Consider the following 16,159-nt stretch of genomic DNA (forward strand, 5'->3'; position numbering starts at 1 on the left):
ACAGCTCTATAATAGACTATTTAATGTTTTATTGTTATTAATTGGAATCAAAAAACCTGTCTATTAGACAGGCTCTGTTTTAATATGGCATGAGAGCAGCACATTTCTTAGCTAGACACCATCAATAATAATTAGGTTCTTATTGCAAGTCCTTCTTCATATAGTAGTGTACGTGCGTCCCCGCATTCTCAATGGACCCATACACCTCAAAGCCATGTCTCTTATAAAAATCCAACGCTTGAAAGCTTAACGTATCCAGTTTAATAAAATCACACTTTTTTTCTCTTGCAATCTGTTCGACCTCGGCTATCAACTTGCTACCGTATCCTTGTTTCCGAAGTTCTTCATCCACATATAAATAATGCACCTCTAACCAATTCCAGCAGATCTCGCCTACAACACCGCCACATACTTGGCCTTCCTCATTTTTGATAAACAGATTTACTTCTTCATATCTGCTTTTTAAATGATCTGGGAAATGCTTTGCATTAAATTGAATAAGTCCATTCCTCACGTATTGCTTGTCCGTGCTATTTGATTCACGTGTAATGTGAAGTTTCATCGTTCCACTCCTGTTCTCTGCTGTATTCATTTGACGTGAAAGGGATTATATCTCAACATAAATTTAACACATTTAACCATATAAATATATCACTTGAAACTGAAATATGCATACTGCTTGGGCAAAACAAAAGTAGCCACACGACCTGTAAAAAAAGGATTGGCATTAACATAAGGTTAGCCCTTTTGTCCTATCACACCTAAACTAGAATTCATTCGATGATAAGCGCTCATTTAGACAATAAAAAAATCCATTTTAAGTGAAGTCGACTAAAATGGATTCTTAATGTATCTAATTCATGCTATTGCTATTTCTTTAATATAGTGAACTATTTTTTCTCCATAATCGCAAAATAATTTTGCTCCTCATCCGCAAAGTTAAATACTCTACCAGAAGGCATGCTTACCATTTCACCGACTGTAATATTTTTATCCACGAATTCTTTGTATAATTGTTCAAGATTATCTGCAAAGAACAGCAGCGAAGGCGTACCCAAATTTAATTCTGGCTGCATCTTGGCAATGAACTCCTTATTATGAAGGACGATGCTTGTTGCTGCCTCCTTAGAGGGTGCAATTTCAATCCATCTTAAGCCTTGCCCGTTATCTTCCTCCGAAATTACGCTGAATCCTACTTTTTCTGTCCAAAACTTCACTGCCTCATCCTGGTTGTTTACATAAACCATAATTTGACCCACTTTATTGATCATCCGCTTCGCTTCCTTTCTGCTAGTCCTGATTATATTATTTTTTACATTTGAACTCTTGATTATACTTAAAATACAACATCAAATATCTATGTACGATAGGTCGGTCTAAAAGAGTGATAAATAAAACATCCTTATAGCGTCTACTTTATCACCATAGTGTCATTCTACCCATTTCAAGTCCCATTCACAACTTCATATAATGTAAAGAATTAACGGAATTGTTCTTCATGCATCCGGCTTAAATAAGTCGTTAGGGAACGACATACTAGTCAAGTCTAATATGTCGTTCCCTCCCATTACTTCTTTGTTACGCGTGTGCCTTTATTTCAATTTTAATGCCATCAGAAAAGCCACAAATAGAATACAACAGCCTGCCAGAAACGGGGCAAACATGTTCACATCAAATAAACAACCTGCTAGAGTCGGACCCAATATATTTCCTATACTGATATAGGCATTATTCATACCGGCCACATAGCCTTGTTCACTCCCTGCCATTTTAGAGAGTTGTGTATGAAGAGCTGGTCGAAGCATAGCCGTAGCAAAGAAAATACATGAGGTTACAAGAAAGATGCTCCAAAAATCTGCTGCCAATAGCAAAACTATATAAGCAATTGAAGTTAAAAGAAGAGATCCTTTTATCACTTGTTGTTCGCCAAACTTCTTAATGACTTTCGCTACAATCAATGCCTGTATGCCAACTCCAATAATCGCGCCCGTGGTTAGAATAATAGCAATATGCTGCGGTGTAAACTGAAAACGATTCGTTACATATAAACCAAGCACGGATTCAAAATTAGCGATGCCAAACGTCATCACCAGAACGAGCACAAAGAGCATCGCATACTTGGATGTTAAAGATTTCGCATACTGTTTAAAAATAGATTCTTTGGGCCGCTCCCTTTCTCGTGCTGATTTCATCTGTTCTTGCGATAAGCTTTCAGGTAAACAAATGATGGAGAAAATAACTGCAGCAACCGCCGCACCAGTTGCTACATAGAGCGGTACTCTCGTTCCATACCCTGCAAGAAAACCTCCAAGTCCAGGTCCAATTACAAATCCGAAGGACATCGCTGCGGACAGCATGCTATTTCCTTTAGCCCGATCTTCGGTAGTTGTAATATCAGCTACATAAGCCATCATTGGCGGAACCATTAAGGCTGCAGCCACTCCTTCTAGCAGTCTTGAGGCATACAACATCCATAACATATCCCCAATAGCAAATATAAACTTGGCTACAGCAAAGACAATGACACCTGCAATGATAAACGGCTTCCTTCCATATCGATCCGATAATTGTCCAGTTCTCGGAGACAGCAAGAACTGAGTAATCCCATAGGCTGCAACCAATAATCCCATCGATTGTCCATTTGCTCCAAATTCAATAATTAGTTCTGGCAGAATAGGGGTTATTAACCCTACCCCCACCATAACAATGAATATATTAATCATAAGAATTAAGAGTACTCTTTTATTGTTTGTTAATGTAATCATACGAATCCTCCTTACTTGCAGTACAGCAATTCTAATGTTCTTCAACCGCACCTTCGTAGCTTATAAATGCAAAAAAACCTCCTTATCCACGAATTACGGGATAGGAGGCAAACATGCGGAAATACAAACAATAAGATACACTGCTCGCGTTAAAGAGCAAATATCTTATCGTTAATATGTAAAAGCCCACACTAATCCTATCCAGAAAATCCGTAAGATCACGATTTTTCTTTTGTGGAATCGGATTAGTAGATCATTGGCTTTTGGTCACCCTTTCGATACTTATTGTCAGTCAGCATAGCATATTACAGTTTTGAAGGTCAATAAAGGATTTTCTATTTGGGAGCATGCCACACTCCCATAAGGTGTCATTGATTTATAGACGTAACTCACGTACATATACGGAACAACTTACTTGAATACAAATATGTTGGAACAGTCGCTTAAAATAGTTAAGGGTTAAGCGCTCTAGCCATTGCGTCCACATAGCTTTGACTAGCGCGTTGGCTTACTTCCGCTTCTGGGACAAACACTTCAAAACAGTGGAAGCAGCCAGGATACAGCTGAAATTCAACGTCAACACCCGCTTGTGCAAGGCGCGTCACATATTCGATCGTTTCATCTCGGAACAGATCAAGCTGCCCCACGCACGTATAGGTCGGCGGCAAGCCAGCCAAGCTGTCCGCTTTCGATGGCACCGCGTACGGAGACAACTCATGATCTTCGACACCCGCGCCCAAGTACATCTGCCAAGCTTCCACATTGTTTGTCCGGTTCCAAGTTGCGTTGTCAGCCGTGATTTCATAACTTGATGCCGTCGTATTGCGGTTGTCGATCATCGGATACAGCGGCATTTGGAAAATAAGAGCGGGCCCGCCTTTATCCCGCGCCATTAGGGCAAGCGCTGCGGTCAAGCCGCCACCCCCGCTTGCACCGGCAATCGCAACCCGATCTACATCGATGCCAAGTGATTCTGCTTCGTCCGTCATCCACACCAAGCCGGCATAACAATCCTCGATGGCTGCCGGGTAAGGATGCTCGGGGGCTCGTCGATAATCGACCGATACAATAACACAATGAGCTGCCTGCACGAAACGTTCACACAATACGTCGTCCATATCTGGATGACCCAGCACATAGCCACCCCCATGTGTCCACAGCATAGCGGGAAGCTTTGCGTCCGTTCTGTTTGCTGGCTCGTAAATTTTGACCAGCATCTCGCCTGCTCCGCCCCTAATCATTCGGCTTGTCGTACTTACATGCTCCGATGCCTCAATAGGAGGACCGGACAGCATACTCCTGCTCCCCTCCAAGTTCGCTTCCAACTGGAAACCAGGGAATTGTGCTAACGCCAACTTTAATTCCGGTAATACCCGACTTTCAAAATTCATGTAAATTCCTCCGACAATAGAATATGTTTTCGAATCACTTGCCATTTTATTATTTAGCCCTTAGATATAAACTCCATTTTCCGTCTCCGCTTCCCACTTGGCTATTTCCGCTCTAACCCGAGGCGCAACCTCAGTGCCTAACAACTCAATAGCTCTCATCACTTGGTGATGCGGCATCGTACTTAGCGGCACATACAGCATAAAGCGAGTAATGCCTACATGTTTGCGGAGGTGAATAATCTTTTGCGCGACAGTGTCCGGATCGCCTACATACAATGCGCCTTCAAAGCTGCGCGCGGCATCGAAGCTAGCACGATCATAGTGCGCCCAGCCCCGCTCCTTGCCTAGCTTATTCATACCTGCTTGGGTAGATGGGAAAAATGTATCGGCCGCCAGCTCCGTATCTTCTGCAACAAATCCGATCGAATGCGAACCCACCTGAAGCCGCGATTCGTCATGGCCAGCGTGTGCGGCCGCCTTCTTATAAAGCTGCACAAGCGGTGCAAAGTGCAGCGGGCTTCCGCCTATGATGGCCAACATCAGTGGAAGTCCCAGCAATCCTGCACGGATAGCCGATTCCTGATTTCCCCCGCTGCCAACCCATATCGGCAAAGGATTCTGAACAGGCCGTGGATATACACCCAGATTGTTAATCGCTGGCCGATGCCCACCCTTCCAAGTTACCTTCTCAGATGCGCGTATTTTAAGGAGCAGCTCCAAATGCTCGTCAAACAGCGCATCATAGTCATTCAGGTCGTAACCGAATAACGGAAAAGATTCAACAAAGGAACCTCGTCCTGCCATAATTTCTGCGCGCCCATTTGAAAGGCCATCCAGTGCTGCAAAATCCTGAAATACACGCACTGGATCAGCCGATGAAAGTACAGTAACAGCACTGGTCAGCCGAATCCGTTTGGTCTGGGATGCAGCAGCAGCCAGTACAACTGCTGGTGAGGATGCTGCATAATCCTCGCGGTGATGTTCCCCTATTCCAAAGACATCAAGTCCCACTTGATCAGCAAGAACAATTTCCTCTACCACCTCACGCAATCGTTGTGCATGACTTATCACTTCACCCGTCTGAATATCCGGCTTTGTTTCTACAAACGAAGTAATGCCAATTTCCACCTGTCATCTCTCCTCTTTAAAGTTTCTTTTTAAATGGACATGGACTAGAATAAAACCATTCACTTCGATATCGTATATCTTTAGTTCAAGTTATTAACCAGGTCTTAGTAGCAACCTGTCCATCCGACTCTTATTTCTGAATCTGAATAGCGTAGGACACCAGCTTTATGTTGTTGCTGCAGCTGTAGAACGACTAGTCATAGCCCAAAATAGTAGAGCTGCTGCACTAACAGAAAACCCAAGCAAGCTTACTCCCCCCCAGCCATAGTGAGCATACATATGGGTTGAAGCAATTGAACCGCCCGCACTACCTATAGAATAGAACACCATATACCCAGCAGTAAGCCGACTGCGCGCATCCGCACGCAAAGGAAGGATCATCGTTTGATTCGTCACATGTACCGCCTGCACAGCCAAGTCAAGCAGAACAATACCGATCACTAAAGCGAATAGGGACTGCTCTGTGTAACTGATGAACAGCCAGGACACTAACAACAGGCTCAAAGCAATACCCGTTGTTTTCTGCCCGTAACCTCGATCAGCCAGCTTTCCTGCCCGTGCTGCTGCCAAAGCTCCAGCTACTCCAGCAAGGCCAAATGCCCCAATTGCACTGTGCGTCAGAGATAAGGGTGGTGCATGAAGTGGCAGCACGAGTGAAGTCCATAAGATGCTGAAGTCAGCAAAGATCAGTAGGGCTAGCACTGAACGGATACGTAATATCCGTTCTTGTACAAACAACCTAAATACCGATCCCAGCAGTTGCGTGTAGGACAGTGATTTCACTTGTCGTTCAACTTGAGGCAGCACTTTAGAAAACATACAGATCATCAAGAACATTAACGCAGCTGAAACCAAATAGACAGAACGCCAACCCGCAAGATCGGTCAATATGCCTGCAATGGATCGCGCAAGCAATATGCCGATTACAATTCCGCTTGTAACGATGCCAACGACACGTCCTCGTTCGGCCGGAGCAGCCATATTTGCTGCAAACGCCACAATTGTCTGGGTAACTACAGCAAGCAGTCCCACCATTGCCATGCCAGTGAACAGCACTATACTGGTGGAGGCCGTTCCAACGATAACAAGAGCTAGCATGGAAAGTAACATCTGACCCATAATCAAGCGGCGTTGGTTCAGTAAATCTCCAAGTGGTACTAGCAGCAGCAATCCCAATCCATAAAAGATCTGAGTAATGGTGATCACCATACCAATAAGGGAATAATCGATACCGAACTCACGCGACAGTTGATCAAGAAGTGGCTGTGCAAAATAGATATTAGCGACTGACATGCCACAAGCAACTGCAAACAAAAGAATTACATAGAAAGACATTGAAACAGGGTGATTCGAATCAGACATGTTCAGCGGCGCCTGTGAAGAATCAGCCTGTATATCGGCGTTGACTGCTACTCTTTCTATGACCTCCTCGATTTTATGCACACTGTATCCTCCATTCCTTTAAAATAACATACCGATCAGTACGTTATGGTCCCCAGTAAATATAACGCGTCGATCAGATTAGTGTCAACACATTTATTTAGTTACACTAATTATAATTTCGTTCACAATGATCTATATTGCGTATAAATCAATCTGTCTTTGACAAAGATAACCGCTGAATATACAATAATAATATACTGTTCAGTACATAAATGGCGTAAGTTATTTATGTACCACATTTATTTACCATGAAGAAGAATAAACGGTAACGAGAGGTATTCATGATGGCAAGAACCCGAGAATTCGACGAAGAAAAAGTATTGGATGCGGCCATGCAGTTATTTTGGGAGAAGGGATATGAGGCAACCTCAATAAGCGATTTAACGACTAGAATGGGCATACAACGTCCTAGCATATACTCTGCCTTTGGTGATAAGAAAGAATTGTTCGAAACTGCGCTGCGCAAATATACGATGTCCCGTGCTTCAGATGTGCGTGCTAGACTTCAAAGCCATTCATCTGTAAAAGAAGCATTTCTCACTTTTTTTGAGCATGTAGTTGCAGAGGAATATGCGGTGGATCGCAGTCGGGGCTGCTTTTGCATCAATACGATGGTGGAACTTGCACCTCATGATGAGAAATTTGAAATACTGACCCGGGAGCACCAAATGTACCTGGCCGTCATATTTCAAGAAACCATTGAACGAGGCATACAATCGGGAGAGCTTGAGGCAGATATAGATGCCAGATCCTTATCACAGGCGCTAATCTTATCGTTAATCGGACTAACTGTCATGTTGAAGTCTCGTCCGCAGCAAGCATTTGTTGATAACGCGATAAAAGCGACACTTGCATTGCTAAAGTAAGTTAGTTGGACTAAAGCTCCTATTGTCGGAAGCTCCTGCGGCAGAGGTTTACTGCGGTAATCCTCTAGCACAGGAGCTTTCAGTATCTGCATCTCCATTGTTATTGCGAAGACCATCTCATTCTAGAGAGCTATCTGTTATAAAGTGATCTGGTTATCGTAACGGGATAGGATGAGGATTGGCATGAAATAGCACATGTTTGCATAGCGGACTGGCGGACTCAACCCTTGGATGATTGAACGTTTTCAGATAGCGCATTCCTATTTTCTTCATCACGTTTTTGGAGGGCTGATTCACGTCGGCTGTAAAGCTATACACATCACTAAAACCTAATTCGTTAAATCCATATTTCAAACAAGCTGCTGCCCCCTCTGTTGCAAGTCCTTGCCCCCAAGCCTCTTTTTTCAGGCGCCATCCGATTTCTATGCAAGGTGTAAAATCAGCATCAAATGTGGCCCTATGAAATCCAATAAACCCGATAAATGCCTTGTCCTGCTTGCTCTCCACAGCATATAACCCAAATCCACATGCTTCAAATTCAGATATAATGGTGTGATAGAATTCATTCGTTTCATTCGTGGTTAACGTTTTAGGGAAATACGTCATCACTTTTTCATCCGCATTTAGTCGACAAAAGGGCTCTACATCCCTTCCTTCCCAGTCGCGTAATATTAATCTTGAAGTATCGATGTAAATCATTTTACCCCTCCCAATCCGTAACAGTTTCTCATGATGAAGTTCTCGTACACATACTGTATTTATTTTACTTCAGGAAGTCACCTTGCCAATACGTCCCATTCCAGCTGCCCCCGCTGCCGTTTAAAGTAAGATTGATCTTTTTATTAAAGTCACCAACAAAGTGCGAATCTTTGTAAACAGCGCCATTGCTGACGAATTCTACTGTCACAGTCATTCCCCCTATATATCGGCCGTCTAGTCTATGAATCGTTAATTCCTTTAACCCTGCTGACATGTTCTTCATAGAAAGAAAATTCCCTACCCAAGCCGTACCGTTCCAGTAGCCGTTTCTTGCATTCAAATCAAGATTAATCTTTTGATCAAAATAATCCAATACTTCATAGTCTGTATGCAGAGCGTTATTGATCGTAAAATCAGTCGTTATTTTTAAATTGCTAATTAACCTGTCATCCGTATTCGTAATGGTGATTGTAGGGGCAGGATCGTCAATAGACGTATTGTTAACATCATGAGTACCCACCACTTTTAACATCACAGCACCATGCGACGGAACGTTAGCCGTATAGCTGTTTGAAAATGTCCCTAAGTTTGATTTAGCCCACAAATCACGAACCATTGCGCCACCAGCCAGTAATCCAATATCGCTCCAACTCACTGTAATATTGGTTGCAGCACCAGTACCGTTAAACAGTACAACTGCTCTTTCGTTATCATTCAGTAAGCGTTTGTTCCAGATGGTAACACCGTCGGCAATTTCTTTAACCACTCTTCCCTGGTAACCTCGGATGTCCTGATTTACAGCAATAACTTCAGGGTTCATTAGGATATCTTTCGTGGCCTGCGTCATCGAACTAATATCGTTACCAGCTATGAGCGGAGCGGCCATAATGGACCAAAGACTAAAATGAGAACGCTGCTCCGTATCCGTCATCCCCCCATTCCCAACTTCAAGCATATCAGGGTCGTTCCATGCACCAGGACCAGCGTATGAATATAAAAATTGATTTTGGCTGACATTGGACGTAATACTGTCCCAATGATCATAAATATCTCCTGATGTACGCCACAAGTTTCCTGTTTGCGCTCCCCAAACCCATGGTGCCTGTTCTCCCCAGTTGCAAATGCTGTAAGCGATCGTTCTTCCGGAGTTCAACAGCGAGTTTCGGAATTCGCCATACCATGTTGCCGCATCCGGTTTCGTCCCGCTTGAGTGGCTTGCTGGATCGACATAACACCAGTCAACCTTGACATAATCGATTCCCCATTCAGCATACGTGCTTGCATCTTGGTCATAGTAGCCACGGCTGCCAGGACGCCCTTCACATGTCTGATAACCGATATCTGTGTAAATACCGAGTTTTAATCCCTTGGCATGCACATAGTCTGCAAGCGCCTTCATCCCACTTGGAAAACGTACGGTATCCGCTACAATTTTGCCTGATGCATCCCGTGAGGTTTGCCAGCAGTCGTCAATATTTACATATTGGTATCCAGCATCCTTCATCCCGCTAGTGACCATAGCATCTGCCATCTGTTTAATTAAGGTTTCACTTACGCCGCAGCGAAATTTGTTCCAGCTATTCCATCCCATTGGTGGTGTCTGAGCCACTCCATTCTCAAGCGCATGTGCGGTAAATACAGCCGTATGATTCAGAGATCCAATAATCAAGATGAAGAAAAACAACATACCAGTAGTTATGCACGACTTTAAACAAGACCGATCCTTTTTCATAAATCGACATCTCCTTTATTCATGTATAAATAAGAGACTGCTGCTTAAATAACCTTCTATACTACAGAATCAGTTATTGATCATTAGGAAGTATGCTGTCATTCAAATACGGGGCCTGAATTAGGGTATCTGCTATTGTCTACAGCGCTTGAAGGGGAAGTGCAAGAGAGGGAGTACTGAAATGAATTTAATCTATCTAGTTGGCTGATGTCTTTATGTAGGCATCATAACACCCCCGATATAAAATAATGGAGCTACCGCAAGGCAGCCCCCGAAAGGAATCATGTTGTTATTCTGGATGTCGAATCTAAGGCTCCGAGAAGAGCTGCTCAATTACAACCGCATCACTGTTATTGTGCGGTCAAAGACTTTACTTCCCTAGTCTACAACTATATAAATAATGTTCAAGACCTAAATCTCAAAAAATCCAATAGAGAGCTCTGCAGGTTATCCACGGCTGGTATGAAGAGTGCTTTATTTTTAATGATCATGGTCTAATCGAGAACAGTAAGCATTCCCGTCATCTGCGGGAAACCATTTTTAAACCCAAACTTTTCGTAGAATTCAGTCTTACCCTCTGCTGCAAACAAACCGATAAACGCAATCCCGTCGTCATGACGACGCTTCTCAATGTATGTCAATAAATGCCGCATAATAGCTTTCCCTACACCCTGACCTTGGAAGGAAGGGAGTACAGCAACATCTTGTATATAAAAATACAATACTCCATCACCAACGATTCGTCCCATCCCAATCGGCGCACCATCTATTGTCACGGTAACCCCATAAAGAGAGGCCGCTAATGATCGCTCTGACATCTCTGTATTAAGACTTCCCCATCCTACTGATTCCCATAACTGCTTATGTTCCAAAACGGTAGGCATTCTCTCACTGATGGTATAATTTACTTTTTCCATATTAACTACCTTTCTTTCATTGATTTGCGGACTAACGCATTCGACTGCCTTATACCGTGATCTCCCATTCAACATGTTCCATGATCTCCACCCAACTTTCAGTTCAGTTCTATCTTATTTCTCCCCCTACCTCAAACACTCCTGTCCTTTCGACAGGTTAAATAATCGCCTCATTCCACTTTGCTGTGGTTCCCTATACCTAGTCTGTTGATATGGATGAACCTTAAAATGATTAGTTCCCTTGACTTAAGTCAATGAACCGTCATAAACCGCCTATTACAATGGAATCAACACAACAACTAGGGGGTAATATTATGGTTTCCTCGAGAAAAGAACTAACGGATCAGCGAAAAATGGCTCTGACTGCTGCCATATCACTTCTCATCATGACCCTTGCTGCCTTTTTTTCATATGGGTTTGTCCATGGAAGCCTCGTAGTACAAGGGGATGCCACCGCCACATATCATAACCTCTTATCATCGAATGTGCTCTTCAAAGCTGAAATCTTGGGGTGGATCATTATCCTGTTCTGTGACATAGTGGTCGCCTGGGCTTTTTACATGTTCCTGAGGCCAATTGATAACCATCTTTCATTGCTCGGTGCATGGTTCCGTCTTATCTATACGGCAGTATTAGGAATTGCCATCCTGAATTTAATATTGGTGCTGCTTCTCACAAACAGTACAGTCCATTCATCATTATTTAAAAACGATCAACTTCAAGCACATGTGATGCTGTATTTGACAGCATTTGAAACGATCTGGTCTATTGGTTTAATCATTTTTGGCGGGCATCTACTGCTTGTTGGCTATTTAGCTTTCAAATCGAACAGCATTCCGAAAGGAATTAGCATCTTATTGTTGATTGCTTCAATTGGCTATATTGCCACTCATCTATGTAACACGTTTTTTCCCCATTTCGATGTGATCATGACGATACTAAAATTTACATTTACTGTCCCCATGATTGTAGGAGAATTAGGATTTGGCATATGGTTGCTATTAAGAGGAGGGAAACTCATTGTAAAGGTGTGATCTCTGCCTAATGCATATCTTTATAGACCCGCTTCTTGATTCTACTTAATGACTCCGGTGTAATACCGAGATAACTGGCCAATTGATGTTGAGGGACCCGCTCGATTAAATGAGATCTTTTCAGCAATAGCGCTTTGAACCGTTCTTCAGGTGTGGAGGCGATAAATGCTGCGAATTCATCTTGTACTTGACCAAAGTTTTCCTCTATCATCCTGCGTGTCATAGATTCTAATTGAGTATATTTATTATACATGTCTTTTTCCACCTCTAGGTCTCCGACGACCAATGCAGAGTCCTCAAGACATGTCATGGAGTACTCGGATGACTTATCTTGTTTGTGATGATTGAATATCGAAATGGCCTGCTCTTCCGTGTAGAAATTCGATGTGACCTCTTTTCCCGTTTCATCGATCGCATACTGCCTTATGCATCCCTTTAATACAAAATAACATTTTGTAGGAACATCTCCTTGTCTGAGAAGGACTGTTCCTTTTTTATATTCTTCGATCATTATATTTTGAACGATAGCCTGTTGTTGTTCTTCGTTAAGAGAAGTAAATTTAGTCAAATACTTAAACAATATGCTTTTCATTCTGCTTCCTCTCTTTTCCTAGAATATACTCATGTTAGTTCACCTCATCTTATCACAATCAGTGCTAACAACTTGAAATTTCGAATGAGAGCGCAACATTTTAAACGTCTCCTTGTGATAAAACTATACTTGAATTCAAATCAAGGAGCTGAGGATATGAATAAGTTGGAAGGTAAGGTTGCTGTCGTAACCGGTGCAAGCCGGGGAATTGGTCGTGGCATTGCGTTACGTCTGGCACAGGAGGGTGCACTCGTTGCCGTACATTATGGAAGAAGACAAGATGCTGCACAAGAAGTAGTTCATACAATTGAGCAAAGTGGTGGATCTGCATTTACGATCGGTGCTGATTTAAGTACCCTTAACGGTATTGAAGACTTATATACGACACTAGATGAAACACTTCAAGAGCGCACAAATAATAATCGTTTTGATATTTTGGTGAATAATGCGGGAATCGGTCAAATCGTAACATTGGAAGAGTCAACAGAAGAGTCTTTTGACGAAGTTATGAACATGAATGTCAAAGCACCACTTTTTGTGACCCAGCAAGCATTGCCGCGACTGAAAGACGGAGGCCGCATCATTAATATCTCATCGTTTGTGACACGTGTAGCTTCACCTAGTGTGTTTGCCTACAGCATATCGAAGGGTGCTGTCGATACATTTACGAAAGTCTTAGCTAAGCAGCTCGGAAGCCGTAATATTACAGTAAACGCCATTCAACCCGGTATTATTAATACAGAGATGAATGCAGGGACGTTAAAGGATCCGAATGGACAAAAATTTGCTGCTGGACTTTCAACCTTTAAAAGATGGGGCGAACCTGAAGATGTTGCAGATATTGCATCTTTTCTTGCCTCATCAGATAGCCGCTGGGTAACCGGACAATGGATTGATGCAAGCGGCGGATCTCATCTGTAAACTGACGAGTTCTTAGACCTCGCGAAAGCGCTAGCCCGCTGCCCCTTTTACTCTCCTGCTCGTCCTTCAGCAGCGAGCGTAGGAAAATGGAATATTGGAAGGATCAAAAAATAACCTCTTACGTTATACTTCGTGTAAGAGGTTACTCTATATTATCTTATATCCTTATGGAAATATTCAGTAAGAGAAGATAGTTAAATGGAGATGTAATGTACAGGTTAAATTAACACGCTCCAACGCTATTATTTAACATATAAAGCAATAGATGAAATAATAGCTTCTGCTGCTGGCTCCCATTTGCCATCCATGTAACTTCCTAGTCTTTGTCCGAGCGCTTGCAAGGTGTCGAGCGTAACGGGAATATCATTTTGCTTCGCTAGAGTAGCAAGGAATGGAGCGGATAAGCTTGTCCATCCACCACGGTCAATTTTGATATCCACATCTTTCACTTCGCCATTCTCTATGACAATACGATAGAATAATTGGTCGTCTGGACGATAGCTCAAGTGATGAGATATTTGTCCAAATACATTTGTTAGGTTATCCTTTTTTGTAATCGAAGCTGGCTTCACGTTAAATTCATGACCTAATACGTTTAACTTTTTCACTTCAGGACCTGTTAATGCTGCATGAATAGCCTTATCCATATTGCTTTGTAATGGGATGGATTTCTCTGTTACTGTTAATGGATGAACGGTCTCGTTGCTTGCGGCAAAAACGGCTGAAGGCAAAAGACTCGTTGTGACAAATGCTGTTGCTACTAGGGCTGCTGAGGTGACCTTCATAAGTTTTTTCATATGATTATTCATCCTTTCCAGTAAATCAATTGTTAACCTTATGTACATTTTATCATTTATTAATATAAGCAGACAACGCTCATTTTATTCCATAATGTAACAAAAATACAATTATGGAAACGCTTCCATTTTCAATGTAACTAATAGAACATTTTATTTGGAATCTAGCATCTCACGCAACAGTCATGAATGTAATTTAAAATTTTAAAGCGAGAATATTTACTAAGTCCAATGACAGCTATTCAAGTACGGGGTACCCTTTAATTAGGCATGAGAATTTCCTTTATACCACTTTCTAAGCTGATTAATATTAGCCTGATGATAGCGGCTATGGTCAGCTATATGCCATAGTCCCCAACGAATGGTTGCTTGCTTTTCATTTTCGTGTCCGAAAGTTACAACCTTATCCAGATCGTCATCTGACAATTGTGCACATGTATCTTTTAACATGTTTATTACATCTTTATAGTTAGACATGAGTGTATTCAAAGACTTCCCTTTAACCATTGGAAGCCTATTATTGTCACCTATCATAGGGCCATACTGTTCTATTAAAGATTGAGGAAGTGTTATTCCTTTTATCCTATAAACCCAATTAAGGTCTACATACAAGATATGGCTAATTAACTGAGCGGTACTATTATAGTTATTATCAGGACCCTTATAGTCTACTTCATCTTGCGACATGCTATCAGTAATAAAGTGTAATCGTTGGCTGTTTTCTTTCACAGCGGAATATAATATTCCCACAATAGGTGACATATAAGTTTCGCCTTTTAAATCGTACAACATCTTAACTTTTCCTCTCTACAATTAATTATAAGTTAACTTTATTGTTGCAAATTTAAATAAAAAGACACCCTCGTCACTCTGTGCCAAATGGAGTACCCCCAAACACTTTACGCAGCGGAGAACAAGAATTATATCATACGTTTACGTTAGCACAACAAGTCAATTGGAACAATATCTTTCAATAATAGAAACTGTTTTATTTATCCATTTTAGTACTTCGTCATATTATATATAGGTACAAAATTAATTTCGGATATTAGAACAATTTTTAATGAACTCTTGACACTTGTTGTACGTTGTAACTATAATGGTTACATCCCGAGGGTGTTAGTAATACAAATAAGCAGCAAATTTTCCAAAGCGGTTCATCTTCTTTCATTGCTTGCTCCAGACTAGTATGCACAGTGCAAATCGAAATGGCTTATACTGGTGGCATCGGTACTAATTCGTTTATCGTTCGGCGGTTGCTTTCTGAACTTACTGAACATATCAACATGAAAGAGTGAACCTTTTCTTTGGAATAGTTGTAATCACATTGGTTACAACATGAATCTCGAAATATTAGAAAGGAGTGATATGGATTACGACGTGCATGACATGCTGCTCACCTAGTGGGGCATAAGGTAGGGCCAGGCGATTACGATAAGACAAAAATCTTAGCGGTAAGCAAAGGAAATAGGTTTTCCAGTCCATTTTTCCAGCTTGATTCTGACAAACATATTCGATGCCTATAGATTGGTAAAGTATGTAGTCAGTCTAGGTAAATTGCACCCGAATGCACAGAAACTGTTCCGGGCATACTTTACCTACTCTTGGAATTTAGGACCACAAAACACTGATGGAATTAGTGGTACAAGTCGGGCTGTATCGCGAGAAAGCACTCAAAGTGCTTGCTGGCGATGCTTATTCTGCCAAAGTTCACGCGGCGAGGAAGAGCCTGCGTAGCGTCAGTGAAGTCCCGTTCTGCGTCATCGCCCAAAAATACGCCGTACCGAGGGCCTATTCAACCGACATGTTTCAACACATTGCAGACGGCTTGGCATTAATAGCTATGGTTGAATCTATTTAACGATGTCGGGAGC

General features: G+C 42.0%; 16 protein-coding genes. 4 read left to right on the forward strand and 12 right to left on the reverse strand.

Translation table 11 applies throughout. The features are described 5' to 3' along the window. Window positions 1-139: 139 nt before the first annotated feature. From MH117_RS25905 to MH117_RS25930, 6 genes are all read right to left on the reverse strand, one after another. Window positions 140-562, reverse strand: a complete 423-nt coding sequence (locus MH117_RS25905) for a GNAT family N-acetyltransferase (RefSeq protein WP_239333932.1) — start codon at window positions 560-562, stop codon at window positions 140-142. Between the two features lie 328 nt (window positions 563-890). Beyond that, window positions 891-1,271, reverse strand: coding sequence for a VOC family protein (locus MH117_RS25910; RefSeq protein ID WP_239333934.1), 381 nt, complete (start codon window positions 1,269-1,271; stop codon window positions 891-893). A gap of 321 nt (window positions 1,272-1,592) precedes the next feature. Then, complete coding sequence (locus MH117_RS25915) at window positions 1,593-2,765, reverse strand: MFS transporter (RefSeq protein ID WP_239333936.1); 1,173 nt, start codon at window positions 2,763-2,765, stop codon at window positions 1,593-1,595. 452 nt (window positions 2,766-3,217) lie between these two features. Then, the gene (locus MH117_RS25920) at window positions 3,218-4,156 is read right to left on the reverse strand and encodes an alpha/beta hydrolase (protein ID WP_239333938.1); all 939 of its coding nucleotides are present in this window, start codon (window positions 4,154-4,156) and stop codon (window positions 3,218-3,220) included. Window positions 4,157-4,216: 60 nt separating this feature from the next. Beyond that, on the reverse strand, window positions 4,217-5,284 hold the full coding sequence (locus tag MH117_RS25925; protein WP_239333940.1) for an LLM class flavin-dependent oxidoreductase: 1,068 nt from the start codon (window positions 5,282-5,284) through the stop codon (window positions 4,217-4,219). Between the two features lie 165 nt (window positions 5,285-5,449). Next, complete coding sequence (locus MH117_RS25930; protein WP_481857300.1) at window positions 5,450-6,727, reverse strand: MFS transporter; 1,278 nt, start codon at window positions 6,725-6,727, stop codon at window positions 5,450-5,452. Window positions 6,728-7,011: 284 nt separating this feature from the next. Between MH117_RS25930 and MH117_RS25935 the strand changes: the two genes are divergently transcribed. Continuing rightward, the gene (locus tag MH117_RS25935) at window positions 7,012-7,593 is read left to right on the forward strand and encodes a TetR/AcrR family transcriptional regulator (protein WP_239333942.1); all 582 of its coding nucleotides are present in this window, start codon (window positions 7,012-7,014) and stop codon (window positions 7,591-7,593) included. A 153-nt stretch (window positions 7,594-7,746) separates the two neighbouring features. On the opposite strand, the gene MH117_RS25940 is transcribed toward MH117_RS25935, so the two are convergent. From MH117_RS25940 to MH117_RS25950, 3 genes are all read right to left on the reverse strand, one after another. Next, entirely contained in the window at window positions 7,747-8,292 is a 546-nt protein-coding gene (locus MH117_RS25940) for a GNAT family N-acetyltransferase (protein ID WP_239333944.1), read from the reverse strand. A gap of 64 nt (window positions 8,293-8,356) precedes the next feature. Beyond that, window positions 8,357-10,024 (reverse strand): glycoside hydrolase family 27 protein, encoded by a 1,668-nt coding sequence (locus MH117_RS25945; protein WP_239333946.1) that lies wholly within the window; start codon window positions 10,022-10,024, stop codon window positions 8,357-8,359. 494 nt (window positions 10,025-10,518) lie between these two features. Next, entirely contained in the window at window positions 10,519-10,941 is a 423-nt protein-coding gene (locus tag MH117_RS25950; RefSeq protein WP_239334020.1) for a GNAT family N-acetyltransferase, read from the reverse strand. 314 nt (window positions 10,942-11,255) lie between these two features. Here MH117_RS25950 and MH117_RS25955 point away from each other — a divergent pair, with 314 nt between their 5' ends. Next, on the forward strand, window positions 11,256-11,975 hold the full coding sequence (locus tag MH117_RS25955; protein ID WP_239333948.1) for a DUF4386 domain-containing protein: 720 nt from the start codon (window positions 11,256-11,258) through the stop codon (window positions 11,973-11,975). Window positions 11,976-11,982: 7 nt separating this feature from the next. Here the strand turns inward: MH117_RS25955 and MH117_RS25960 are convergent, their stop codons facing one another. Beyond that, window positions 11,983-12,567, reverse strand: coding sequence for a Crp/Fnr family transcriptional regulator (locus MH117_RS25960; protein ID WP_239333950.1), 585 nt, complete (start codon window positions 12,565-12,567; stop codon window positions 11,983-11,985). A 156-nt stretch (window positions 12,568-12,723) separates the two neighbouring features. Here MH117_RS25960 and MH117_RS25965 point away from each other — a divergent pair, with 156 nt between their 5' ends. After that, window positions 12,724-13,488, forward strand: a complete 765-nt coding sequence (locus MH117_RS25965; RefSeq protein WP_239333952.1) for an SDR family oxidoreductase — start codon at window positions 12,724-12,726, stop codon at window positions 13,486-13,488. 242 nt (window positions 13,489-13,730) lie between these two features. Here the strand turns inward: MH117_RS25965 and MH117_RS25970 are convergent, their stop codons facing one another. Beyond that, window positions 13,731-14,285 carry a methyltransferase gene (locus MH117_RS25970; protein ID WP_239333954.1) on the reverse strand — a complete coding sequence of 185 codons (555 nt, stop codon included), beginning with the start codon at window positions 14,283-14,285 and terminating at the stop codon, window positions 13,731-13,733. A 264-nt stretch (window positions 14,286-14,549) separates the two neighbouring features. Next, on the reverse strand, window positions 14,550-15,077 hold the full coding sequence (locus MH117_RS25975) for a DinB family protein (protein WP_239333956.1): 528 nt from the start codon (window positions 15,075-15,077) through the stop codon (window positions 14,550-14,552). Window positions 15,078-15,915: 838 nt separating this feature from the next. On the opposite strand from MH117_RS25975, the gene MH117_RS25980 reads away from it, so the two are divergent. After that, window positions 15,916-16,146 carry a hypothetical protein gene (locus tag MH117_RS25980; RefSeq protein ID WP_239333958.1) on the forward strand — a complete coding sequence of 77 codons (231 nt, stop codon included), beginning with the start codon at window positions 15,916-15,918 and terminating at the stop codon, window positions 16,144-16,146. The last annotated feature ends 13 nt before the right edge of the window (window positions 16,147-16,159 follow it).

Source organism: Paenibacillus sp. ACRRX (assembly GCF_022346885.1).
GTDB lineage: Bacteria > Bacillota > Bacilli > Paenibacillales > Paenibacillaceae > Paenibacillus_B.

What these genes read in the sequence shown, in the direction of transcription:
- MH117_RS25905 (WP_239333932.1), bottom strand. Translation starts at nt 562, where the DNA reads ATGAAACTTCACATTACACGTGAATCAAATAGCACGGACAAGCAATAC.
- MH117_RS25910 (WP_239333934.1), bottom strand. Translation starts at nt 1,271, where the DNA reads ATGATCAATAAAGTGGGTCAAATTATGGTTTATGTAAACAACCAGGAT.
- MH117_RS25915 (WP_239333936.1), bottom strand. Translation starts at nt 2,765, where the DNA reads ATGATTACATTAACAAACAATAAAAGAGTACTCTTAATTCTTATGATT.
- MH117_RS25920 (WP_239333938.1), bottom strand. Translation starts at nt 4,156, where the DNA reads ATGAATTTTGAAAGTCGGGTATTACCGGAATTAAAGTTGGCGTTAGCA.
- MH117_RS25935 (WP_239333942.1), top strand. Translation starts at nt 7,012, where the DNA reads ATGGCAAGAACCCGAGAATTCGACGAAGAAAAAGTATTGGATGCGGCC.
- MH117_RS25940 (WP_239333944.1), bottom strand. Translation starts at nt 8,292, where the DNA reads ATGATTTACATCGATACTTCAAGATTAATATTACGCGACTGGGAAGGA.
- MH117_RS25945 (WP_239333946.1), bottom strand. Translation starts at nt 10,024, where the DNA reads ATGAAAAAGGATCGGTCTTGTTTAAAGTCGTGCATAACTACTGGTATG.
- MH117_RS25950 (WP_239334020.1), bottom strand. Translation starts at nt 10,941, where the DNA reads ATGGAAAAAGTAAATTATACCATCAGTGAGAGAATGCCTACCGTTTTG.
- MH117_RS25955 (WP_239333948.1), top strand. Translation starts at nt 11,256, where the DNA reads ATGGTTTCCTCGAGAAAAGAACTAACGGATCAGCGAAAAATGGCTCTG.
- MH117_RS25960 (WP_239333950.1), bottom strand. Translation starts at nt 12,567, where the DNA reads ATGAAAAGCATATTGTTTAAGTATTTGACTAAATTTACTTCTCTTAAC.
- MH117_RS25965 (WP_239333952.1), top strand. Translation starts at nt 12,724, where the DNA reads ATGAATAAGTTGGAAGGTAAGGTTGCTGTCGTAACCGGTGCAAGCCGG.
- MH117_RS25970 (WP_239333954.1), bottom strand. Translation starts at nt 14,285, where the DNA reads ATGAAAAAACTTATGAAGGTCACCTCAGCAGCCCTAGTAGCAACAGCA.
- MH117_RS25975 (WP_239333956.1), bottom strand. Translation starts at nt 15,077, where the DNA reads ATGTTGTACGATTTAAAAGGCGAAACTTATATGTCACCTATTGTGGGA.
- MH117_RS25980 (WP_239333958.1), top strand. Translation starts at nt 15,916, where the DNA reads ATGGAATTAGTGGTACAAGTCGGGCTGTATCGCGAGAAAGCACTCAAA.